Here is a 23242-nt window from a genome sequence, read left to right as displayed (position 1 = left end):
TCACCCATCCTTCCTCGGCTTGGCTTTCCCTAAGTAAAGGTAGCCGTCTTTAACCTCTTGCTCATAGCGGTCCAAAGGAGCAAGCGGCGGAGTTCCGGGCACGTTGGTACCATCCTTTTCATAAAGTCCGTAATGGCACGGACAAAAGAACTTATTCGGATTTTTAGGATCGCTGTTCCAGTTGACCGTACACCCCAAATGTTTACAAACCGGTGATAAAGCTACAATTTCGTCCCCACTTTTGAAAACCCACGCTGATCTCGATTCTTCCGATTCGTACCAGGCATCCACTTGTTTGATTTTAAAATCGAAGCGCTGCGGTTCATTTGTCAGTTCATCAACGCTGACAACCTGAACCATGTCCTGATCTTCAGTCGGTCTTAAAACCGGATCGAGCGCGAAGCGAACCATAGGCATGAGCATCCCCGCCGCCATAAAGCCGCCGACTCCGGTCAGCGTATAGTTTAAAAACTGACGTCTGGATACCCGATGTCTTTTTTCGCTCATCTTCATATCCCCCCTCAAGTCCCCAGCTACAATATAACTGAAATAGAAAAAAATTCATGAAACTAGGACACCCTCATAATATATCAATATTTTAGGAAGGTCAACATTCCCAAAATCATTATACAAAGGAAATGTAAGTGTTTTTATTAAGAGTTCCAATATTGTAACAAAATGTTCAATATTTGCTCAATTTGGTCTTCCAGCAGCTTCTGCTTTAACGAATCCTTCATATGTTCGAGAGGAATCGCCGGAACCCACAGCAGCTTTTGCTCGCTTTCGAGCACCTGCTTCCAGCGTTCATCCGTCGTTAAAAAAACGATGTGGCGAAAATGTTTTCCGGCCATTTCTTTTAAATCGGCGATATGCTGCGCCGATTTTTCATTCGCATCTAAATATGTACAGGGCGGAAACAAATAGATTCTGCCCTTCAGCTGCCTTTCAAGTTCTTCTGCAAGTATAGACGTAAATTCCCCTTTTGATACGGCCGATTTAAACTGATCTCCCAAATTAACCGATATTAAAGGGATGACAGCTGTATCGATGTATTCTTTCGCGTTCAAGTAAATATCCGCATCGTGCGTATTCCATTTCACGGCTCCCGGCCTCCTCGTTTTGACAGCGCTTTCTCCGGAGCTGAACAAGCCTTGCTCTCGGCAAGGCTTGATTGGCAGCGGATTATCGCAGCTGGCTCAGTTGTTTAGCTAGTTTTTCGAAGCTCTCTTTATCTTGGCGGTCAAGCGCTTCATCGATTTCCCGCAGCAGCTTTTGTCTCTGAAAAGTGGAAATGGAATGCTCCAAAATCTGTTCAGCGACAATTTTATCTTTTTCATTTTCATATAGGTCTTTCGGAATATGGGGGTTGGCTTCGAGTACCGCCGCATATTCCGGAGAATTATAGGCTGAGCGGAAGTTCAGCTGGATAAAGAGATCCTGCTGCTTATTCAGCCTGATATCATGAAATGATTTTTCTGCATCGGTCGTCATGACATTTTCTTTATAAAAACGAAAAGGCACTTCCTCAACGCAGTGGGTAGACATGATAATGCCCCTCGGACAAAATTCGGCCTGCTCGACAAAATGCACTTTTTCCATCAGCGAGTCATGGCTCATTAAATAATTCAGAATCCATACACACTCTCTTCGTTTCAGCTGATAATGGTTGAGAAACCAGCGGATAAAATCTTTTTTTTCATTGACAGAAACAGGGGTCTGCATGTTATTCCCTCCTCTATCGCATCTTGTGTATTACTTTATAAATTCCACACAAACCGATCATATCCTGCTTATTCAAAGGAATTTTCATCTTCGATTCTGAAAATCGTCTCCTGGACTTCCTCGTTTGCCGGGTCGAGCTCTGCCAGTTTTTTCAGCAGAGGCAGCGCTTCTTTCCGCCGTCCTTCTTCTAGCAGAAACATTGAATATTCGTAAAGGAAATCGGCGTCATCCCGATAGTGCAAAAATGCGTTCTCATATTCCTCACGCGCCTTGTCGTACACCTCTGTCCGGGCGAATGCCGATGCCAGATGCCAGCTGAACTTCGGATCATCCTCTCCGTATTTGCGGACTTCCTGTACAAGTTCAATAATACTCTCATCGTCTTCTTCTTCAAGAAACAGCGCAAGCAGGGTATGGACGGCTTCCAGATATCCGGGGTCCAGCGCGAGCGCTTCACGAAGCAGCTCTTTCGCTTCCGAATGCCTTTTCGTTTTTAAGGCTGCTTTTGCAGCGGAAAGATAAAGCTCTTTGTTGAATTCATCGAAGCGGATTCCTTCTTTTGCCGTTTCAAATGCTTCTTCATAAAGCCCTTCTGCTTCAAAGCTGTTTGCCAGAGGCTTGTAAAGTGAAGAATAAGCAGGATCCATTTCCTTCAGCTCTGTCAGTTGTTTAATCGCAGTTTTAGGATACCCCGCTTTCAGCGCCGTAAAACCAAACCCGAACAGTGTGTTGGGCTCCGGGTTCTCCTTGACGGCTTTTTCATACCATTCAAGCGCTTCTTCAAACGCGCCGGATGAACTTAATGATTCCGCCAGCCTTTGGTACACATTGACGCCGCCGATGACGGCTTCTTCTTCGGCCGCTTTTTTGAATTGACGGACCGCTTTGCCGTAAGCTCCCTGAGTGAAATACAGCTCTCCCAAGGCAAAATCGATAATCGGCTCATCCGGCAAAATGGCTTGGGCCTTTAACAGCTTTTGCTCGCTGACTTCAAACAGACCCTGCATCTGATAGAGGTCAGCCATTAAAAGCAGGCACTGCGGGTACGCTTCATCTGTTTCCGGAATCGTTTCGAGCACGCTGAGCGCTTTTTCTTCCTGGTCGGTTTCGATGAGGAGTTCGGCATAAAAGCATGTCAGTTCCGTTTCATCCGGATACAGTTCATGGAGATCATTCGCTATGGCGATAGCCTTATCGACAATGCCCCATTCGTAATACAGCTGAGCTACTATGGCTTTGTCTTCATCATGAAGGTCAGACTCGATATCAGCAAGCTTTTTCAATCCGCTTTCCGGGTGGCCTGCTTCAACTAATTTTATGGCTTCTTGAATCGAAGTATTCAAATCTAAACGTCCCTTTCTTTCGTCAATTCATCGCCTGCCGTATCAGCCGGCATATCGCGGTGAGTTACTTACTATCATAATTCACGCGGCGGCTTCCGGCAAATATGTTGCCCGCACACCTGTATGAAGCAGATTGATTCTGTTAAGACAAGCTATGCGGGAGACATTCGTTTTATGATCAAACGCCCGGCTTTCATGATTTTCCGGGCTGAAAAAGCCTGAGCACAAGGCTTCAGGCTTTTTTTGCAAGCTTTTCAATATGTTCAAAAAACGAAGGATATGAGACGCTCACAGCTTCAGGCTGTAAAATGTCGATCGGCTGCTCGCAGATGCAGGCGGCGATTCCCAGCATCATTCCGATCCGGTGGTCCCCGTGGCTTGAGACTTTCGCGCCGCCTGTAAGAGGCGTCCTGCCGTGAATCTTCATCCCGTCTTCTGTCGGCTCGATGTTCGCACCGATTTTTTTCAGCTCTGAGGCGACGGTATCGATTCGGTTCGTTTCTTTTACTTTGAGCTCAGCCGCGTCTTTGATGACCGTCGTTCCTTCAGCCTGTGTAGCGAGAAGAGCGATGATCGGTATTTCATCGATGAGGCGCGGGATCAAATCGCCCGAAATCTCAGCGGCTTTCAAAGAGGACGTTTTGATTCTGAGATCGCCGTACGGCTCGGCGTTTCCGGCATTTTTTTCTTCGATTTCAAGATCGGCCCCCATTTCTTTCAAGACATCGATGATTCCCGTCCTGGTCGGATTGAGTCCGACATTGCGAAGCACGACTTCACTGTCAGGAACTAGGGAAGCCGCTGCCAGGAAAAACGCAGCTGATGAAATATCACCCGGCACGAAGACTTCGGCCGCTTTCAGCTGCTGCCCGCCCTCAATTGTTACGCTTGTTTCATCTTCCTGAAGGCTGACACCGAACATTGACAGCATCCGTTCCGTATGGTCTCTTGATTTATGAGGCTCCGTCACCGTTGTGGCGCCTTCGGCCTGCAGACCTGCAAGCAAAACGGCAGATTTAATTTGCGCACTTGCAACAGGCGACTGAAAATCGATCGCTGCCAGATGTCCGCCGCGGACAGAGAGCGGTGTATATTCCCCTCCGGCGCGGCCGTCGATTTTCGCTCCCATTTTTCGAAGCGGTTCTGTGACACGCTTCATCGGCCTTTTGGCGATGCTCTCATCGCCGGCGACTGTGCTGTGAAACGAGCGTCCCGCCAAAATGCCGAGCATCAGCCTGATCGTCGTTCCGGAATTCCCCACGTCAAGGAGTTCCGCAGGTTCAGCCAGCTGATCGAGCCCTTTGCCGAGGACGGTGACATCACTGCCATTCTGTTCGATTTCCACACCCATTTTCCGAAAGCAGGCGATCGTGCTCAAGCAGTCGGCTCCTGGCAAAAAGTTTTTGATGACCGTTTTCCCTTCTGCTATGGCTCCGAACATAACAGAGCGATGAGAGATGGATTTATCTCCCGGAATATGAAGCTCTCCTTTTAGTGAACTGATTTTTCCTCTTTTCATGTGTTCCACCTCAATCAGCATAAAATGTTTCATATTTTGCGCGGGTTTGAATGCATTTTTCGGCGCGTTTTCGATCTTCATCGGATTGAAAGCTGATTCTGAGAACACCGTTTATGTCTTCCCTTGTTTCAATAATCCGGATGTTCGTAATGCTGATTTTCTCGTCAGCGAGAATCGCCGTAATTTCCGAGATGACCCCGGGATGGTCGGGGACATCGACATAAAGATCGTAAAAGGAAGGAATCGCGCCTTTTTGCCGCAAAGGCAGACCGTCGCGGTATTCCTTGGCCTGCCGAAAAAACTCAAACAGCCCGTCTGCATCTTCATTTTCGATAAAAGACTGGATTCTGTCCAGCTCAAATTTCCATTCGTCAAACCGTTCCAATATTTTATCTTTATTGTGCAAAAGAATATCGCGCCACATCGCCGGGCTGCTTGAGGCAATTCTCGTAATATCGCGGAAGCCCCCTGCGGCAAAACGCTTGACGAGCGGATAATGATCTTCGAATTTGACGGTCTGGTGGACGAGACTGGCCGCTACGACGTGCGGAAAGTGGCTGATCACGCTTGTAACGGCGTCGTGTTCAGCCGGAGACATTTCCACAAACTTTGCATTTGTTCCTTTGAGCAGATCTTTTAAGGAAGCAACCGCTTCTTTGCCGGCGGAGCCGGAAGGCGTCAAAATGTAAAACGCGTTCTCGAAAAGGAAGTCTTTGGCGGCTGCGACGCCCGATTTATGCGATCCGGCCATCGGATGGCCCCCGATAAACCTGTATTCATCCGGCAGCACTTTCTCGGCATGGCTGACGACCTTTTGTTTCGTGCTGCCGACATCTGTAATGAGCAGCTTTTTTCTGATGCCTGAAGCGGCAAGTTCATCAAGCATGTGAAGCGTCTGTTCGACCGGCGCCGCTAAAAAAACGGTTGATGCTTCTTTCACCCCTTCTAAAAAAGAAACAGCCGGAGCATCAATAACGCCAAGCTTTTGTGCAGCTCTTGCCTGCTCTTCTGACACGTCAAACCCGATGATCCGTTTGCCGGGGTGTTCCTTTTTGATGGCAAGGGCGATCGAACCGCCGATTAAGCCCAAACCGGCCAATAAAATCGTTTCATTTGGTTGAGTCATTTTTTATCACCTAAGTTCATCAATAGACTAAAGAGGTGACTGAATCATCACCTCTTACAACATGCCGGCTAACGTTTTCAACAAGCCTTCGTTCTGTTCCTTCGTACCGACCGATATTCTAAGGAATGTCGGAAAGCCGAGCGCATTCCCCGATCTGACGATATAGCCTTTTTTCAGCAGCTCCATGAAAAGTTCGTCTGCATTCCGTTTAAAATCGATCAGCACAAAGTTCGTTTGTGAAGGATAGTAATTTAGCCCGTGCTCATCACAGAAATCGTAGTACTGTTTGAGCCCTTCATTGTTTTTTCTCACGCAATCGTCGATAAATGCCTGATCGCCCAGCGCGGCAAGCGCGGCAGCCTGGCCGAGCCGGTTTGTATTAAACGGCTGTCTCGCCGGCTCAACCGCCTGAATCAGCTGTTCAGAGGCAATCCCGTAGCCGACCCTCAAAGACGCTAAACCGTAAGCTTTTGAAAACGTCCTGAGAATCATCAAGTTCGAAAAGCGTTCCAAAAGCGGAATGGTCTCAGGGTAGTCTTGAGCCGTTACGTATTCGTAATAAGCTTCATCGACGACAGCAAGGACATGTTCCGGGACTTTTTCAAGAAAACGGATCAGGTTGCGGCTGGATTCATACGTTCCGGTCGGATTGTTCGGGCTGCAAACCCAGACAACCTTCGTCTGTTCATCGATCGCCTCCAGCATTGCATCCAGGTCGTGGCAACCGTTGTCAAGCAGGCCGATTTCCCTGACTTCCGCTCCTTCGATGACAGCATTGTGCTTGTATTGTGAAAATGTCGGATTCGCCATTACAGTGTTTGATGCAGGATCCAACAAAGAGCGGGAAATAATTTGAATGACTTCGTCCGTTCCGTTTCCAAGGATGATGTTCGTTTCGTTTACGCCGAGATGGGAGGCAAGCTTTGTTCTTAATGCCGCACTATAGCCGTCAGGATAGAGAGCCATTTGCTGCACTTCGGTCTGGAGCGCTGCTTTTGCCGCTTCCGAACAGCCGTAAGGATTTTCATTGGAAGCGAGCTTGACGACCCGGTCGAGATTGAATTCTTTTTTGACCTCTTCAATCGGTTTGCCCGGCTTGTAAGGCGTTAATTGTTTTAACTGTTCTTTAATTTGCAACATTCTGTCACCTCATTTTACCATGTACGATCCGCTAAATGTCTTAGCGTATGCCTCAAACGCCTTTAAGGCTTGTTCCCTTGTCTCAGGGGCGATGAGTTCGTCTTTCAGCTCTTCGATCTTTCTGACAAGGGCGCTTCCCACGACAACGCCGTCCGCCAGTTCATTCATCATCTCCACTTGTTTGGAGCTGGAAATCCCAAACCCAACGGCAACCGGGACGGAGCTCATTCCTTTAACTGACCTGATAAATGAAGAAACAGAATCTTCGAATTCATTGCGCACACCTGTCACACCGAGCGAAGAAACGCAATACACAAAACCTTCCGCTTGCTGCGTTATTTTTTGAATGCGCGATTCGCTTGTCGGCGCGACCAGCGAAATATAGGTAATCCCGTGTTTTTTACACTGCTGCTGCAAATATACACTTTCCTCAAAAGGAAGGTCCGGTACAAGGAGTCCGTCTAGCCGATTTTGTCGCAGTAAAGCGAAAAAGTGATCTGTATCTAATTGTAACACAGGATTATAATACGTAAAGAGAATAATCGGAATATGGACGCCGTTTTTTTTCATTTCACCGCCAAGCCTGATCGCTTTTACGATGTTCATGTCGTTGTCAAGCGCCCTTTTGGACGCGCGCTGAATCACCGGGCCGTCAGCGAGCGGATCAGAATACGGAACCCCGAGTTCAAGGGCGGACGCCCCCGCCTCTTGAAGGGATTTCGCCAGCTCGATCGAGATTTCAGGCAGCGGGTCTCCCGCTGTAATAAACGGAACAAATAACTTATCGGACGGCTGTTTTTTCAGATTGAACATCTTGATTCACCTCTTCTTCCAACACCTTCATCAAGGTATGGACGTCTTTGTCTCCCCTGCCTGAAAGGCAGACGAGAACACTTTTCTCTCTCGGCAGTTCTTTAGCGATGTCAAATGCTTTTGCCAATGCATGGGCGGATTCAATAGCCGGCAAAATGCCCTCTGTCTCTGTCAGCAGCCTTAATGCCGAGACCGCTTCATCATCAGTGACAGATTCATACGTGACGCGCCCTGTTTGATGAAGATGAGCGTGCTCGGGGCCGACCCCCGGATAATCAAGTCCTGCTGAGATGGAATAAGGCTCAATGATCTGTCCGTACTCGTCTTGAATCAAGTAGGTCAAAGAACCGTGGATAACGCCTTTTGTACCCTTTGTGATCGTTGCCGCGTGAAGGGGGGTGTCGACACCTTTTCCCGCAGCTTCGACTCCGATCAGTTCAACAGTTTCTTCAATGAACGCGCTGAACATCCCGATCGCATTGCTTCCGCCTCCGACACAGGCGACAACTTTATCGGGGAGGCTTTGCTCCAATTGATAAAACTGCGCTTTCGCCTCTTCGCCGATCATCCGTTGAAATTCACGGACGATATAAGGATACGGGTGCGGCCCGACGACGGAACCGATCATGTAAAAATGATCCTGGCAATGCTGAACCCAGTAACGGATCGCCTCGTTTGTAGCATCTTTTAATGTCCCGTTTCCGCTTGACACCGGAACGACCTCCGCTCCCAAGAGCTTCATCCGGAACACGTTCAGCGATTGTCTGGCAACATCTTCTTCACCCATAAAGACAATGCATGACAAGCCGAACTTTGCAGCGACAGTCGCCGCAGCCACGCCGTGCTGCCCTGCGCCGGTTTCAGCGATGAGCTTTGTTTTCCCCATTTTCTTGGCCAACAGAGCCTGGCCGAGGGCATTGTTGATTTTGTGGGCGCCTGTATGGTTTAAATCTTCTCTTTTTAAATAAATCTTCGCTCCGCCCAGCTGCTTTGTGAGCCGGTCAGCGAGCGTCAAAGCCGTCGGCCTGCCTGAGTAGTCTTTTAAAAGCTTTTGATAATCCTTTTGAAACGAGGGGTCGTCTTTCAGTTCAAGAAACGCTTTTTCGATTTCTTCCAAAGGCTGCATGAGTGTTTCCGGCACGAATTTCCCGCCAAAATCACCAAACCTGCCTTGTTCATTCGGATATGAATACATGTTCGAACATCCTTTCTTCTAAAAGGCCGATCAGCTTTTCGCTTTTCCTGCCTCTTTCTTCAATTCCGCTTGCCAGGTCGATTCCCGGCGGGCGCCGCTTTAAAAGATCCGCGATTGTGTCCGGGTTCACGCCCCCGGCGATAAACAGTCGCTTTCTTTCTCTTTGCGCTGCATCTTTATACATCGGAACGCTGTCCCACGAAAACGAAACGCCCGTTCCTCCTCTGAGCCCTTTAACAGACGAGTCGATGACATACCCGTCGATGTAAGGTGCGAAAGATGCCATGCGCTGAACGGTATCATCCCCATGGTGGAGCGCCTTCCAAATCTCGCAGTCTGTCATGCTTTTCAGCCGCTTGATGTCTGCCTCTGTTTCATCTCCGTGAAGCTGGATCACGTCCAAACCGGCATCTTTTACGATTTCTGCTATTCTGCAAATATTTTCATTAACAAAGACGCCGACAAGCTTTTTACCCGCTGTATCCGTTTTGCCACACCAGCGTTTCACATCCTCCGGGTCTGCCGACCGTCTGCTTTCGGCGAAAATAAATCCGAGGTAATCGGCTTTCGAGCGGGCTGTCACCTTTAAATCTTCCAATGAATGAATCCCGCAATATTTTAAGCCCGGTTTCTCCATCATCCGTTCTCTCCGAATAACGCATGGACAGCCTTCAGCTGTGACGGCTCTCTCATTAACGATTCGCCGACTAGCACAGCCCGGGCTCCGCACGCTTTTACAAAAGCGAGGTCTTCCGATTGTCCGATGCCGCTTTCGCTGATAAGAACGGTACCTGACGGAACGAGTTTTGCCATACGCTCCGTTTGCCCGACGGATGTTTCAAAGGTTTTTAGATTTCGATTGTTTACGCCGATGATTTCGGGTGTAAAGACATTTAAAATACCTTCAAGCGTCTCTTCGCCATGAACTTCGACAAGCACATCCATACCTTTTTCAGCAGCTTGCTGATAGAGGTCAAACAGCTTTTGCGGTTCAAGCGCTTCTCCGATCAGCAGGATCGCATCCGCTCCGATGCGGTCCGCTTCTTCAACCTGAATGGAATCAATGATAAAATCCTTGCGCAGTACTGGCAGCGAAACCGAGCGTTTCACATCTGACAAATAACTGTTCTTCCCTTGAAAAAAAGGTGTATCTGTCAGAACAGACAAACAGTCGGCTTTAGCCTGTTCGTACTGTTTAGCGATTTTTACGGGCTCAAAGTTTTCCTGAATCACACCTTTTGACGGTGAAGCTTTTTTCACCTCCGCAATTAAAGCGACAAACCGGTTAGGAGAAAGAAGCGCCTTTTTAAATGACCGCTTTGGCAGCTTCAAATCTTCCGGCAGTTCGATTTTCAGAATGTCTTCTCGTTTTCTATCAATAATTTCATTAAGCATACAACTCTTCCTCTTTCTGTTTTAATCGTTCCAGCTGATCAAGCGCCTCACCGCTTGCAACAGCTTCTAAAGCGAGTGCAACGCCTTCTTTTAAACCCGGTGCCTGTTCTGCGACGTATAAAGCGGCTCCGGCATTAAACGCTGCGATATGAACAGCCGAATCCGGAGCGCGGTTTTTCAAAATATCGACGATGAGACGGCCGCTTTCTTCAGGCGTCGCCACCTGAATGTCGCTTATGCTGCCGAACGGCAGACCGACATCGCCAGGCTCAACGGTGTATTCGTATGTTTTGCCGCCTTTCAGTTCAATCACATCTGTCGGCGATGTGATCGACAGTTCATCAAGACCGTCCCGGCTCGATACAAACAATACGTGTTCCGGTTCAAACGCTTCAAGTGCGCGGGCCATGAGCTTTGCTTTTTCAATCGAGTAGACGCCGATCACCTGGCGCTTGGCTTTCATTGGATTGCTGAGCGGGCCGAGCAGATTGAATACGGTTCTAAAAGCCAAATCCTTCCTTGCGCCGGCCACGTGCTTCATGGAAGAGTGATAGCTTGGCGCATAGAGGAATCCCATATTGCGGCGTTCAATGCTCTGAATCGTTTCTTCAGGCGACGTCTGAATTGAAACGCCGAGATATTCGAGAACATCAGCGCTCCCGCTTTTTGAAGAAACGGAACGATTACCGTGTTTGGCGATTTTTGCCCCGGCTGATGAAGCGATGATCGCCGCCGCTGTGGAAATGTTGAAGGTGGAGCTTCCGTCTCCTCCGGTTCCGCACGTATCAACAACATCTTCCGGCCCGTTTATTGTTTGCGCCTGCTCCCGCATGGCTCTGACAAATCCCGCAATCTCTTCAGCCGTTTCTCCCCTGTAGGCGAGAACGGACAGGAGGCCTCCAATTTCCGCGGCGCTCAGCGAGCCGGTCATCATGTCACGCATGATGCTGTGTGCCTCGGTTTCATTCATTGTTCCTCCATTAACGCATGATTTCAGCAGTTCGTTCATTGCCGTCCTCCCCCTTTTCGAGAAACATTTCTTCAGCGATTTGAATCGTTTTTAACAGAGCCCCCGCTTTATTGCAGGTCTCTTCCCACTCTTTTTCAGGCACGGAGTCGGCTACGATGCCTGCTCCGGCCTGGATGGACGCCACTCCGTTTTTCACGCTCATCGTCCGGATCGTGATGCATGAATCGATATTTCCGTCAAATCCGATATAAGCAATGCATCCCCCATATGTTTCCCTCGGTTCGGGCTCAAGTTCATTTAAAAGCTGAATCGCGCGGATTTTCGGAGCGCCGGTCAAAGTTCCGGCCGGAAATGCGCTCATTAAAGCGTCTACCGGATGAACGCCCGCTTTTAACGAGCCGGTTACGATCGAAATGATGTGCATGACGTGTGAAAAGGAAACGATTTTCGTAAACTCGGGCACTTGGACAGATCCGTACTCAGCTACTCTGCCGATATCATTTCTCGCCAAATCGACGAGCATGTAGTGCTCCGCTTTTTCTTTCTCATCAGCCAAAAGATCTTTTTCGAGCCGCTTATCTTCAGCCTGATCACCGCCTCTTTTCCTCGTGCCGGCAATCGGATGAATTTCAAGATGACCGTTTTGAACATGGATCAGGCGTTCAGGCGAGCTTCCGACGAGATCGCGGTCAGGAAGCTTCATGTAGTACATGTACGGGGACGGGTTGACCATTCTCAGCACTCTGTATAACTCAAAAGAACTGACCTTCACCGGAATATCGAACCTTTGCGAAAGGACGCCTTGAAAAATGTCTCCCGCTTTAATGTACTCTTTCAAGCGATTGACATCGGCCAAAAACCGGGATTTCTCATATGTTGATTGAACCCCTTTAAAGCTGGGGGCCGTGTGCCGTCCTTGCGGGAGAAACAGCTCTTTCGTCGTTTTCCGGCCTGACAGCCTGTGTGTAAGCTGTTTGAGCTCTTCTTTCCCCTTTTTAAAAATGCGCTGTTTCTCCTCCCTTGTTTCACTGCCTTCAAGCCTTGCATAGTGGATGAAATGCAGCTTTTTCAGCTCGTGATCATAGGCGATCATCGTCCGGCAGACAAACAGGAGGCATTTTTCCATCTCCGTTTCTTTGCTGTGCCCTTTGACGGACGGTTCAATAAGCGGCATTAAATCATAGCTTAAATAGCCGACCGCTCCCCCTGTAAACGGGATGTCGAGCTCAGGCGCTTTGATCGAATATGTCTCCGACATCCATTCGAGAATTTCTTTTAACTGTGAAGCTGAATAAAGCTTTTTCTGCTTTTGATCGCAGGCGTGAAACCGGCCGCATTCTTCTTTGATCGTCAAAAAGGGATCCAGACCGATGAAAGAATATCTTGACCATGCAGAGGTTTCATTCTGGCTTTCCAGCAAATACACGATGTTTTCCTGCAGCTTCTCGACCAATTGAACGGGCGTCAGCGTATCGACGGAAAAACTCTCAATTATCGGTATTGTTTTAAAGTGTGAAGTATCCTCTGAAAAAGAGGCAAAATCGGTTTGCAGACTCAACAATCTCTCACTCCTTATTCAGGCGGAGAGAATGAGAAGAAGGCCTTTAGAGGACAAATGATTGAATTGAAGAGGGGAAAACGAAACAAACCCAAAAGAACAGCGTCTTTTGGGTAGAATGAATAAACGTTTTGTCTCAACTCAGCTCATCTCAGCTCATTCTCAATCTACCCTAGTCTCATACTCAGCTTTTCTAAACTAAAACCCCATACACACTCCTGTGTATTTCAAGGTTTCTACAATCGTATTACAATTCAGTATTTTTTGTCAATGATAAATCAGGTCTGAGCGTTACGGCATTTTCTAAATAAACGTGGCGGACTTCATCCTGCCGCATATCCGTCTGAACCGTCATCATCACTCTGATGCATTTTTTAAGGGCGTGTTCAACATCCATTTCCTGCATGCACATGACGGGCACATGCTGCCAGCCGTCAAACGTTCTGACGACCTTTGCGGGAAAAGCAGCGTGAATATCGGAAGTGGCAGAAATGAAGATCTGCACAACTTGCTCAGGTTTGAGTTGATTTTCATCGATCATTTTTCCGATCAGCTGCTTCGTCCGCTCCGTAATGTCTTTTTCTGTATCCCGGTCAACTGTCGTCGCTCCCCGAATTCCGCGCATCATCATTTGCCTCCCTCCAATCTCCACATATTCAGCCATCGTTCAATTTCATCGGCTTTAAAGGAGTGCAGCCGCACACTGCCGATCTTATCCAGCAGAACAAACTGAATGATGCCTCCGCGTGTTTTTTTATCGTTCATCATTCGATTGATGAGAGCTTCTGTTGAAACTTCGCGTTTTACGCTTTCCGGATAGCCGAGATTTTTCAGCCAGGCGGCAATTTTTGTGCGGTCAACAGGACAATTCAACACCTTCTCGCTGACAAACAAAGCAAATTGCATGCCTAAAGCGACAGCGTCGCCATGGGTCATCTCTCCGTAGCCGTATTCGGCTTCAACGGCGTGGCCAAGCGTGTGCCCAAAATTCAGATAGGCCCTGATTCCTTGTTCGCGCTCGTCTTGTGAGACAACTTCCGCTTTAATCGAAATGCCTTTGTACACCATTTCACTGAGCTGGCCGGTCGTAATCGCTTTAATTGAATCAATTTTAAGCAATTCGTTCAAGAAAGATTCATCACGGATAAATGCGTGCTTAATGACTTCCGCAAGACCTGAACGCATTTCTTTTTCAGAAAGCGTGCTCAAGCATTCGGTATCATAAACCACCGCCTTCGGCTGATGAAAAGCGCCGATTAAGTTTTTTCCGAGCGGATGATTAATGGCAACTTTCCCTCCGACCGCGCTATCATGAGACAGCAGAGTCGTTGGGAATTGCACATAATCGATGCCCCTCATAAAAGTTGAAGCGACGAACCCTGCAAGATCGCCGACAACGCCGCCGCCCAACGCCACAATGCATGACGAACGGTCAAGGTGAAATTGAATGGCTTCCGTCTGGAGCTTCATAAACAGATCGATTGATTTGGCCTGTTCACCGCTTGGCACCGCAACCTTTTTGACGGGCCATTTGCTGCGGAGAAGGCCGAACAGTTCTTCTCCATAGTGTTTATCAACTTCTTCGTCGGTGATCAATAGCACTTTCGTCATCGGAAGGTTCAAGGATGACAAGAGCTCTGCCGCGTTTTTTCTAATGCCTCCCCCGATGAACACCGGGTAGGACAAAGAAGCGGTTTCGATTTGAAGTGATTTCATTAAAACTCCCTCGCAAGCTTTCTCATTTTCTCAACATTTTCAGCGATCCGGTCCATTTGGTCAACGCCAAACTGCTCGACGATCGCCTTGGCGATTTCCCATGCAACAACCGCTTCAGCCACTACGCTTGCGGCAGGGACAGCGCAGGAATCGGAACGCTCGATGCTTGCTGTAAACGGCTCTTTCGTCTCGATATCAACGCTTTTGAGCGGTTTGTATAACGTTGGAATCGGCTTCATCACGCCTCTGACGACAATCGGCATTCCCGTTGTCATCCCGCCTTCAAGGCCGCCGAGACGGTTTGTAGCGCGCGTATAGCCTTTTTCTTCGTCCCAAATGATTTCGTCATGGACTTCACTGCCGTTTTTGCGTGCAGCTTCAAAGCCGATGCCGAATTCAACACCTTTAAAAGCATTGATGCTCAGCACGGCGGCAGCCAGCTTGCTGTCGAGTTTGCGGTCGTAATGGACATAGCTGCCGACTCCTACCGGCACCCCTTCAACAATCACCTCGACGATTCCGCCGATCGAATCGCCATTTGCTTTTGCTTCATCGATCGCGTCCATCATTTTTCTGCCCGCTTCTTCGTCATAGCATCTGACAGGAGACTCTTCGGTTACTTTTTTCAAGTCTTCGATAGATTCATAATTTGTTTTTTCGGCTTTTACTCCGCCGATCTCCAGCACGTGGCCGGCCACTTGGATGCCGAGCTGGGAAAGGATCTTTTTGGCGACGGCTCCTGCCGCCACACGGACGGTCGTTTCTCTGGCAGATGAACGTTCAAGCACGTTGCGCATATCTCTGTGCCCGTATTTGATCGCGCCGTTCAAATCAGCGTGACCCGGTCTTGGCCTTGAAATCTGTCGTTTCATTTCGCTTTCTTCTTCAGCCGTGATCGGCTCTGATCCCATGATTTTCGTCCAGTGTTTCCAGTCGTTGTTTTCGACGACGAGAGCGATCGGCGATCCAAGAGAACGCCCGTGCCTTACACCGCTTGTGATCCGTGCCTGATCTTTTTCGATTTGCATCCGGCGTCCGCGGCCGTGGCCTTTTTGACGTCTTTGAAGCTCGTAATCAATGTCTTCTGTTGTGATATAAAGCCCTGCTGGGACTCCTTCGATAATTGTCGTAAGCTGCGGACCGTGAGATTCACCGGCTGTTAAATACCTCATGCTTTCGTTCTCCCTTCATCACATTAACGCTTTTAAGTAAAACTATAACATAACCTTTTATAAAAAGTCAGCTAACTTTTTTGATAGAAAAACGTATCTGTCGATTGAAAACCGTATTTTTCCGGATTGAAGATCTGTTCCGTGCTTCCGACAAACAAAACTCCATTATTCTTCAAACTGCCGCTGAACTTATGATAGATCTTCTCTTTTGCTTCCTCTGTAAAATATATGAGAACATTGCGGCATACGATGATATCAAAATCTTTCTCATATGCATCAGCCAGTAAATTGTGTTTTTGAAAGCGAATGTTTTTCTTGATCTCGTCTTTGACGGCAAATCGGTTTCCGTCTTGCGTAAAATAAAGTTCCTTTATCTCTTTCGGCACTTCCTGCAGAGATCTTTCCTGATACACGCCTTCTTTCGCTTTCGCAAGAACTTTGTCATCGATATCTGTTGCGATGATCTGATAGTCTGAGAGGCCTTTCTGTCTGCTTAAAATCATCGATAATGTATACGGCTCTTCACCGGTTGAACATGCCGCACTCCATACTTTCAATGTTTTCGCAGGCTTTAAGAGCGGGAGGATGGTTTTTTCGAGAACCTCCCACCTCTTATAGTTTCTGTAAAATTCTGAAACATTAATCGTCATCCTGTCCAGCGTTTCCTGCAGAAGAGCTTCATTCTTTTCTAAAGCGAGCGCAAATTCGCGGAAATCGCCGTACCCCTTTTTTTCATAAAGAGATGTTAGCCTTCTTTTCATTTGCGCCTCTTTGTACAATGCCAAATCCACACCAGTTATTTTTTTCCATTTATCAACAAAGAAACTGTAATTGTCCATGTTTTCTCTCCTAATCGTCGTGCTGATATGAGTACAATTATAGCTTGTTTTCTTTTAAATTTGTATCTTTAAAAAGAAAAAAGCCTGCCCGGCGGCAGCCATTCTGATCCATATAAAAAAATCAGCTTTTCAGCTGATTTTTAGTAAATCCATTGATTCATTAACTTCTCGTCTTCAACAAGTTCGTCTTCTTTAAAAAACAAGTTGATTTCGCGTGCTGCACTTTCAGGAGAATCTGAACCGTGAATGATATTTTTTCCGACAAACATGCCGAAGTCTCCGCGAATTGTTCCTGGGAGCGCTTCCTTAGGGTTCGTCTTCCCGATCAGCTGTCTGGCGACCGCGATTGCGTCTTCGCCTTCCCACACCATGGCGAATACCGGGCCTGAAGTAATAAAGTCGACAAGCTCGCCGAAAAACGGTTTGCCGTTATGTTCTTTATAATGCTCGCCTGCCGTCTCTTCTGAGACCTTCATCAGCTTGGCTCCGATTAATTGTAAGCCCTTACGTTCGAATCTTAACAAAATTTCGCCGATCAGCTGACGCTGAACGCCGTCAGGTTTTACCATCACAAAGGTTTTTTCCATAGTCGATTCTCCACCCCGCTAATATGTATAGGCTTTCAACACTACAACAGAAATATAGCATTTTTCAAACAATTAATCAATAAAGGGTGGAGAATATTCATACTTTCGACTCATTTGTCTTTTTTTAGAACTTTCGTTTGCCGATGTATTTCGCAATTTGGCCCAATGCCGTCCGCGCCCGGTTTTTCGGGAGCGTTTCAAGCAGTGCGAAAGCCTTATTTAAATACATTTCGCTGACTCTGAACGATTGTTCTATGGCATCGGTTTTCTTCAGTTCCTCGATCACTGGTTTGATCTGTTCCGGAGTCGTTTCACTGTTGACCAGCATCAGCCGCGCTTTTAATTCAGGCGATTTCCGTGCATATAATACGGGAAGCGTGACATTCCCCTGAAGCAGATCACTGCCCACAGGCTTGCCAAGCTCTTTTTCGCTTGAGGTGAAATCGAGGATGTCATCAATAATTTGATAGGACATGCCGACGTAATAGCCGAACCAGTACAACGTTTTATGAATGTTTTCACCCGCGCCGGCAGCAATGGCGCCTAGCTGGCAGCTCGATGCGATCAGAAGGGCTGTCTTGCGCCTGATTCTCCGCAAATAGGTTCTGAGGTTTTGCTCCATATTATATTTATCTTTGATTTGTTCAATTTCTCCAAGACAGACTTCGACAATCGCCTTGGACAAGATTTCATGGGCTTTCGGTTCGTTTATTTTCGTCATCGCTTCAAGTGAGCGAGCGAACAAATAATCACCTGTGTACATTGCAATCCGGTTATCCCACTTCGCTTTGATAGTCGGCTGTCCCCTTCTAAGCTCCGCATCATCGATGACATCGTCGTGTACGAGCGAAGCCATATGTATCAATTCCAATGAAACAGCGACATTTTTAATTTTGTTGATATCGTATTCACCGAACATGCCGGAAAGCAGGACAAACACAGGACGAATCCGCTTGCCTCCGGCCTGCAGCAAATGCAGGCTCGCTTCACTTAGCAATGGATAGTCGGAGTGCACGGTCTTTTCAAGCTCTTTTTCTATTAATTCAATATCGTCATTTAAAAAAGAATAAAACGTTGTCAATTTCATATCGATTCACCCGAGTATTTCAGTAGTCATCATCGCTTCAAGCCGACATGTGTAGCCGCTACGCCGCCTGTGAACGGATGATATTGAACATTTTCTAATCCAGCCTCTTCAAACAATGCAGCAAGCTCTTTCATACCAGGAAATTCCCTGGCCGATTCCTGAAGCCATGAATACTCCTTAAAGCTTTTGGCAAAGAGCTTTCCAAACATGGGCATAATAAAACGGAAGTACAGGAAGTACAGCTGTTTGAACCCGAACATTTCAGGCTGGGACGTCTCAAGGCATACAACCTGGCCGCCGGGTTTTACCACGCGCGCCATCTCTTTTAATACGGTTAAATAGTCGGGAACATTGCGAAGCCCGAAGCCGATGGTGACATAGTCGAACGTATTGTCCGGGAAGGGCAGTTCCATCGCGTTGCCGTGGATCAGTTCGATCTGGCTGTAGCTGTCGGTCTTTTGTTCGGCGATGCTCAGCATGTTTTTGCTGAAATCAAGGCCCTTGATTTCCCCTGTCTCTCCGGCCGCATCAGCAAGCGCGATTGTCCAGTCGCCCGTCCCGCAGCAGACGTCAAGCGCTTTGGCTCCTTTTGGTACGTTCATGAGCTGCATCGTTTTGTCGCGCCATTTTTTATGCTGTTTAAAGCTGATGACGGAGTTCATCTGGTCGTAATTTTTATAAATCTTTTCAAACACGCCGTGTACGCGCTGTTCTTTTGACTGCACCATGATTACCCTTCTTCCACTTTCTGATGATAAGTTCGTTTTTCAGGCCGAATTTCCTGCAGGCGTTTCAGAAGCCATTTTTGGACGGCGGGCTTTGCAGCAAGCGACTGGTTGATCGCAAGCTTGGCTTCTTCATAAGCCGCTGCAGCCAGCTGTCCGCATGAAGCCTGGTCTTCCGGAAACTCTTTCTGTATGATCGCCTCCAGCAGCCGGGAATCTGAAGCTTTTTCTTCGGCCGCAAACCTTTTAAACACAAGAAAGTCATTGGCGGCTGTTTTCCAGTGAGGCAGGTAAAAGTGGTCGGCGAGATGGTGAAAAAGTGCAGCTTCCACTATGCTGACGCTTTTTTTCAGGCTGTCCGCATCTTTTGCGGAATGGTCGTAAATCCTGATTTTATGTTCGTTTATTTCTTTGATGGCCGCAGCGAGCGTCCGAATCATATAAATATCCTTCATACCCGATAACAGCGAGTAGTACATGCCGCTGAAATAATCACCGGCCAATACGGTCAGCTGGCGGTTTTTATAGTCGTCCTGCTTAATTGAAGCTGCGGTCGTGACTTCATCATGGGTATCAAGGGCTGTTTGAACAAGCATCGCCGTTAAGATGTAACTTTCCTTGTCAGCTTCTTTTAAATCCGTTTCCTCAAACAGAGCGTAGAAAAGAAACAGCTTATCCTCATCAACTTTCGGCGCAGTCAAATGCTTCGCCAAATATGGATGTGAAAGCTTTTGATTCAGCTTGATTTTCAAATAAGATAATTGTCCGTAGATGTCTTGCAAAGATATCACCCTTGTCCCAAAATTCGCAGTTTTTCTTTTTGATTGATTATGTATCTTTTTTGAGCGGAGAAAGTTTAATTATACCATAATATGTTGAAAGATATTGTCTTATGCCACGCAAACGGCCATAAAAGGCCGGCTATCTATTTTTTCGACTCGCTTTTCATCTCGCCGTTTGCCGTCTGAATCAGGGCCTCGCCCCGGATCTTGATCGCAGAGGTGTGCTCGGTAAACTGGCAGATCATCACCTCTCCTTTATCAAGCTTTTCTGAATGATGAAATCTTGTGTCCGTGCCCCTCGTCAGGCCGATCACGTTGACGCCGTCTTCGACGGCTTTGATAACGACAAAATCATTCGATTGATTATTGGTCATGTTCATCGCACACCTTCTCATTTTTAATCATGATGTTTTGATAAGCTCCAACACCTCAGAGCGAGCGGCTACATCTTGTCTAAACGTTCCTCTTACGGCTGAAGTGACAGTTTTTGAACCCGGCTTTTTCACGCCGCGCATCGTCATGCACATGTGCTCGGCTTCAACAACAACCATGACACCGTGCGGAGTCAGCGTTTCAACAATGCTGTCGGCGATTGTTGACGTAATCCGCTCCTGCAGCTGCGGGCGCTTTGCCACCGCTTCAACGGCTCTCGCCAATTTGCTGAGCCCTGTCACTTTTCCCCCTTTAGGGATATAAGCTACATGGGCTTTCCCGTAGAAAGGGACTAAATGGTGCTCACACATTGAATAAAAGGGAATATCTTTAACAAGAACAAGCTCTTCGTGATCCTCGCCGAAAATCGTTTTGAAATGCTCTTTCGGATCTTCGTTTAACCCTGCAAATACTTCGGCGTACATTTTCGCGACTCTTTTCGGTGTATCAAGAAGGCCTTCACGGTTCGGATCTTCTCCGATCGCCTCCAATATTTGCCGGACAGCTTGTTCAATTTGTTCTTTGTTGATTTCTCTCATTGTTTTATATCCTCCAGAAACGCATACATTTAATTCAGATTCTAGCACACTTCAGCTTATAAAAGCAAAATGAAAGGTTTTTTGCCGGCAAAATGTTTTCCGTCTGAAAAAAAGCCTTAAAATTATGAAAAGCCCCTTTGAAAAGGGGCTTTCCTGTGAAGAAACAACATGGTATGTATTACGCGCGAAAACGGCATATATACATACAATTATTTTCCTGCTACAGCGTCTTTAAGCGCTTTACCTGGTTTGAAAGCAGGTACTTTGCTTGCAGGGATTTCGATTTCTTCACCTGTTTGAGGATTGCGTCCTTTACGAGCTGAGCGCTCACGAACCTCAAAGTTACCAAAACCGATCAATTGAATTTTTTCACCGTTTTTAAGTGCATCTAAAATTGTATCAAAAACAGAATCAACTGCTTTAGTAGCGTCTTTTTTAGATAGTTCGCTTGCTTCTGCAACCGCATTGATTAGTTCTGTCTTGTTCATGCCTTTCACCTCCTCCCAAAAGGTATCAAACAATAGATTATCATCATTTCTTCACAGTTCAACCTGTTTCTATACCTGTTTGAACAGAAATTTCAAATAAATATAGAAAAGGCATTTCACGGCTTTCAGTGAAAATTTCACTTTGAGAGGAACGTTTGTCCAGTAAAGTGAAGATTTTCTGTATGTAGATTAACACATCTGAATAACCATATCAAGCATTTTAAAGCGATGATCCCTTATTCGTCAAGGTTTAAGCAGAATGAAACGAACAAATATTCCTGTTTTTCCTTTTTTAATCATAATCTTTCCTATATTTCCAGCCGCTTGCCCCTGCCGTCTCAATCCCTTTCACGGCGCCTGTTCATCCTGTTTCAGGCATGAAAAAAAGACCTCCCGTATGATAAGAGGCCTTCCCTTTTATAAGATGATCGCAATCAAGCCGCCTGATCCTTCATTGATGATGCGCTCGAGCGTCTCCTTCAGCTTATATCTTGCATTTTCAGGCATGAGGGACAACTTCGCCTGAATCCCTTCTCTGACGATGGAGCTCAGGCTCCTTCCGAAAATGTCGGAATTCCAGATTGACAGCGGATCATCCTCAAAGTCCTGCATTAAATAGCGGACAAGCTCTTCGCTCTGCTTCTCTGTTCCGATGATTGGCGCAAACTCGCTCTCCACATCGACTTTGATCATATGAATCGACGGCGCCACCGCTTTCAGGCGGACTCCGAATCTTGACCCCTGCCTGATGATTTCCGGTTCATCAAGGCTCATATCGGTTAATGCGGGAGCAGCGATTCCATAACCGGTTTGTTTCACCATTTTCAACGCATCTGATACTTGATCATATTCGGTCTTGGCATGGGCAAAATCCTGCATGAGCTGAAGGAGATGATCCTTTCCTCTGATTTCAACGCCGACGACTTCCCTCAAAATTTCATCGTACAGGTAATCCGGCGCGTACAAATCGATTTCGGCGATCCCCTGGCCCATTTCAATTCCGGCGAGGCTGGCGCGCTCGATAAAATCAAATTCGCTGAAGTGTCCGACGACGCGGTCGACATCTCTCAGTCTTTTAATATCTTTGACGGTTTCTTTAACGGAATCTTGATAGTTTTCCCTGAGCCAATGATTCTCTTTTAATACCATGACCCAGCTCGGAAGATTGACGTTGACTTCGAGTACAGGGAATTCGTAAAGCGCTTCTCTGAGAACGCTCAGAACGTCTGCTTCCCTCATGCTTTCAACGCTCATCGCCAGCACCGGAATGTCGTATTTCTCCATCAGCTCTTGCCTGAGCGCTTCCGTTTCCGGATGGTACGGCCTTACGGAATTGATGACCATGATAAACGGTTTTCCAACCTCTTTTAATTCATCGATCACCCGTTCTTCAGCCTCGATATAATCCTGTCTGGCGATTTCTCCAATCGTGCCGTCAGTCGTAATCACAACACCGATGGTGGAGTGTTCCTGGATGACTTTTCTCGTGCCGATTTCGGCAGCTTCGTGAAACGGAATCGGCTCTTCATACCAAGGAGTGTTGATCATTCTCGGCCCGTTTTCATCCTCGTATCCCTTTGCTCCGGGTACAGTATAGCCGACACAGTCGACAAGCCTTATATTCACATCGAGTCCGTCACTGACATGAACTGACATTGCCTGATTCGGAACAAACTTCGGTTCAGTTGTCATAATGGTTTTGCCAGCGGCACTTTGGGGGAGCTCATCTTGTGCGCGCGCCCGGTCTGCTTCATTGTTGATATTCGGGAGCACCACTAGCTCCATAAATTTTTTAATAAACGTAGATTTTCCTGTACGTACAGCTCCTACGACACCTAAGTATATATCGCCTCCTGTTCGTTCAGCGATATCCTTGAAAATATCGACCTTTTCCAAGTGATCCCCTCCCGGACTTCCAATCCTTTTCAATTTTTTACTTCTTCATCAATCAAAAACAGGACACTATAGTGTATGACGTTGTCCTATTTCAATATGACAGCTTAGGGAAATTTTTTCGGCATGCATGAAAAAACCTTTCTCCTCATTGTATGCTGAGGAGAAAGATTCATGACTGATACTTGCATTTTGACCGAT

Annotated in this window: 25 protein-coding genes; all 25 read right to left on the bottom strand. The window is 47.1% G+C overall.

Annotated elements, in window-relative coordinates:
* The 25 genes from KI350_RS19385 to spoIVA all read right to left on the bottom strand — a co-directional run bounded on the left by KI350_RS19385 (nucleotide 1) and on the right by spoIVA (nucleotide 23044).
* Entirely contained in the window at nucleotides 1-507 is a 507-nt protein-coding gene (locus KI350_RS19385) for a QcrA and Rieske domain-containing protein (protein ID WP_003182954.1), read from the bottom strand.
* Nucleotides 508-653: 146 nt separating this feature from the next.
* The gene (locus tag KI350_RS19380) at nucleotides 654-1100 is read right to left on the bottom strand and encodes a YpiF family protein (protein ID WP_025811228.1); all 447 of its coding nucleotides are present in this window, start codon (nucleotides 1098-1100) and stop codon (nucleotides 654-656) included.
* Between the two features lie 82 nt (nucleotides 1101-1182).
* The gene (locus KI350_RS19375) at nucleotides 1183-1722 is read right to left on the bottom strand and encodes a ReoY family proteolytic degradation factor (protein WP_020451944.1); all 540 of its coding nucleotides are present in this window, start codon (nucleotides 1720-1722) and stop codon (nucleotides 1183-1185) included.
* 68 nt (nucleotides 1723-1790) lie between these two features.
* Nucleotides 1791-3065 (bottom strand): tetratricopeptide repeat protein, encoded by a 1275-nt coding sequence (locus KI350_RS19370; protein WP_026579386.1) that lies wholly within the window; start codon nucleotides 3063-3065, stop codon nucleotides 1791-1793.
* 232 nt (nucleotides 3066-3297) lie between these two features.
* Nucleotides 3298-4584 (bottom strand): 3-phosphoshikimate 1-carboxyvinyltransferase, encoded by a 1287-nt coding sequence (gene aroA, locus KI350_RS19365; RefSeq protein ID WP_026579385.1) that lies wholly within the window; start codon nucleotides 4582-4584, stop codon nucleotides 3298-3300.
* Between the two features lie 10 nt (nucleotides 4585-4594).
* Entirely contained in the window at nucleotides 4595-5710 is a 1116-nt protein-coding gene (locus tag KI350_RS19360; protein ID WP_025811226.1) for a prephenate dehydrogenase, read from the bottom strand.
* Nucleotides 5711-5764: 54 nt separating this feature from the next.
* A complete protein-coding gene (hisC, locus tag KI350_RS19355) occupies nucleotides 5765-6850 on the bottom strand; it encodes a histidinol-phosphate transaminase (RefSeq protein ID WP_079289295.1) in 1086 nt (361 codons plus the stop codon).
* A 9-nt stretch (nucleotides 6851-6859) separates the two neighbouring features.
* Nucleotides 6860-7663, bottom strand: coding sequence for a tryptophan synthase subunit alpha (trpA, locus tag KI350_RS19350; protein ID WP_026579384.1), 804 nt, complete (start codon nucleotides 7661-7663; stop codon nucleotides 6860-6862).
* The gene (gene trpB / locus KI350_RS19345) at nucleotides 7632-8858 is read right to left on the bottom strand and encodes a tryptophan synthase subunit beta (RefSeq protein ID WP_020451950.1); all 1227 of its coding nucleotides are present in this window, start codon (nucleotides 8856-8858) and stop codon (nucleotides 7632-7634) included. Before trpB ends, trpA begins: the two co-directional genes overlap by 32 nt.
* Nucleotides 8839-9495 (bottom strand): phosphoribosylanthranilate isomerase, encoded by a 657-nt coding sequence (locus KI350_RS19340; RefSeq protein ID WP_025811224.1) that lies wholly within the window; start codon nucleotides 9493-9495, stop codon nucleotides 8839-8841. Before KI350_RS19340 ends, trpB begins: the two co-directional genes overlap by 20 nt.
* Entirely contained in the window at nucleotides 9495-10253 is a 759-nt protein-coding gene (gene trpC, locus KI350_RS19335) for an indole-3-glycerol phosphate synthase TrpC (RefSeq protein WP_065643801.1), read from the bottom strand. Before trpC ends, KI350_RS19340 begins: the two co-directional genes overlap by 1 nt.
* Nucleotides 10246-11262, bottom strand: a complete 1017-nt coding sequence (gene trpD / locus KI350_RS19330; protein ID WP_020451953.1) for an anthranilate phosphoribosyltransferase — start codon at nucleotides 11260-11262, stop codon at nucleotides 10246-10248. Before trpD ends, trpC begins: the two co-directional genes overlap by 8 nt.
* Nucleotides 11234-12781, bottom strand: a complete 1548-nt coding sequence (trpE, locus tag KI350_RS19325) for an anthranilate synthase component I (RefSeq protein ID WP_065643800.1) — start codon at nucleotides 12779-12781, stop codon at nucleotides 11234-11236. Before trpE ends, trpD begins: the two co-directional genes overlap by 29 nt.
* Before the next feature lie 247 nt (nucleotides 12782-13028).
* Complete coding sequence (gene aroH / locus KI350_RS19320; protein WP_026579379.1) at nucleotides 13029-13412, bottom strand: chorismate mutase; 384 nt, start codon at nucleotides 13410-13412, stop codon at nucleotides 13029-13031.
* A complete protein-coding gene (gene aroB / locus KI350_RS19315; RefSeq protein WP_020451956.1) occupies nucleotides 13409-14497 on the bottom strand; it encodes a 3-dehydroquinate synthase in 1089 nt (362 codons plus the stop codon). Before aroB ends, aroH begins: the two co-directional genes overlap by 4 nt.
* Nucleotides 14497-15669, bottom strand: a complete 1173-nt coding sequence (aroC, locus tag KI350_RS19310; protein ID WP_020451957.1) for a chorismate synthase — start codon at nucleotides 15667-15669, stop codon at nucleotides 14497-14499. Before aroC ends, aroB begins: the two co-directional genes overlap by 1 nt.
* 71 nt (nucleotides 15670-15740) lie before the next feature.
* Nucleotides 15741-16508 (bottom strand): CheR family methyltransferase, encoded by a 768-nt coding sequence (locus KI350_RS19305; RefSeq protein WP_020451958.1) that lies wholly within the window; start codon nucleotides 16506-16508, stop codon nucleotides 15741-15743.
* 140 nt (nucleotides 16509-16648) lie between these two features.
* A complete protein-coding gene (gene ndk / locus KI350_RS19300; RefSeq protein ID WP_003182994.1) occupies nucleotides 16649-17095 on the bottom strand; it encodes a nucleoside-diphosphate kinase in 447 nt (148 codons plus the stop codon).
* A gap of 124 nt (nucleotides 17096-17219) precedes the next feature.
* Nucleotides 17220-18182 carry a heptaprenyl diphosphate synthase component II gene (gene hepT / locus KI350_RS19295; protein ID WP_020451959.1) on the bottom strand — a complete coding sequence of 321 codons (963 nt, stop codon included), beginning with the start codon at nucleotides 18180-18182 and terminating at the stop codon, nucleotides 17220-17222.
* Between the two features lie 29 nt (nucleotides 18183-18211).
* Nucleotides 18212-18910 carry a demethylmenaquinone methyltransferase gene (locus tag KI350_RS19290; protein ID WP_020451960.1) on the bottom strand — a complete coding sequence of 233 codons (699 nt, stop codon included), beginning with the start codon at nucleotides 18908-18910 and terminating at the stop codon, nucleotides 18212-18214.
* A 2-nt stretch (nucleotides 18911-18912) separates the two neighbouring features.
* Nucleotides 18913-19689, bottom strand: coding sequence for a heptaprenyl diphosphate synthase component 1 (locus KI350_RS19285; protein WP_041817232.1), 777 nt, complete (start codon nucleotides 19687-19689; stop codon nucleotides 18913-18915).
* A 143-nt stretch (nucleotides 19690-19832) separates the two neighbouring features.
* Entirely contained in the window at nucleotides 19833-20063 is a 231-nt protein-coding gene (gene mtrB, locus KI350_RS19280; protein WP_023857455.1) for a trp RNA-binding attenuation protein MtrB, read from the bottom strand.
* Nucleotides 20064-20090: 27 nt separating this feature from the next.
* Nucleotides 20091-20660, bottom strand: a complete 570-nt coding sequence (folE, locus tag KI350_RS19275) for a GTP cyclohydrolase I FolE (protein ID WP_020451963.1) — start codon at nucleotides 20658-20660, stop codon at nucleotides 20091-20093.
* A 209-nt stretch (nucleotides 20661-20869) separates the two neighbouring features.
* Nucleotides 20870-21148 (bottom strand): non-specific DNA-binding protein Hbs, encoded by a 279-nt coding sequence (gene hbs, locus KI350_RS19270; protein ID WP_003183006.1) that lies wholly within the window; start codon nucleotides 21146-21148, stop codon nucleotides 20870-20872.
* A gap of 417 nt (nucleotides 21149-21565) precedes the next feature.
* A complete protein-coding gene (gene spoIVA / locus KI350_RS19265; protein WP_020451964.1) occupies nucleotides 21566-23044 on the bottom strand; it encodes a stage IV sporulation protein A in 1479 nt (492 codons plus the stop codon).
* Nucleotides 23045-23242 lie beyond the last annotated feature (198 nt).

The organism is Bacillus sp. J41TS8 (assembly GCF_018333035.1).
Classification (GTDB): Bacteria; Bacillota; Bacilli; order Bacillales; family Bacillaceae; genus Bacillus; species Bacillus paralicheniformis.
The sequence above is the reverse complement of the archived record's forward strand: the minus strand, read 5'-3'. Positions and strand labels throughout refer to the sequence as shown.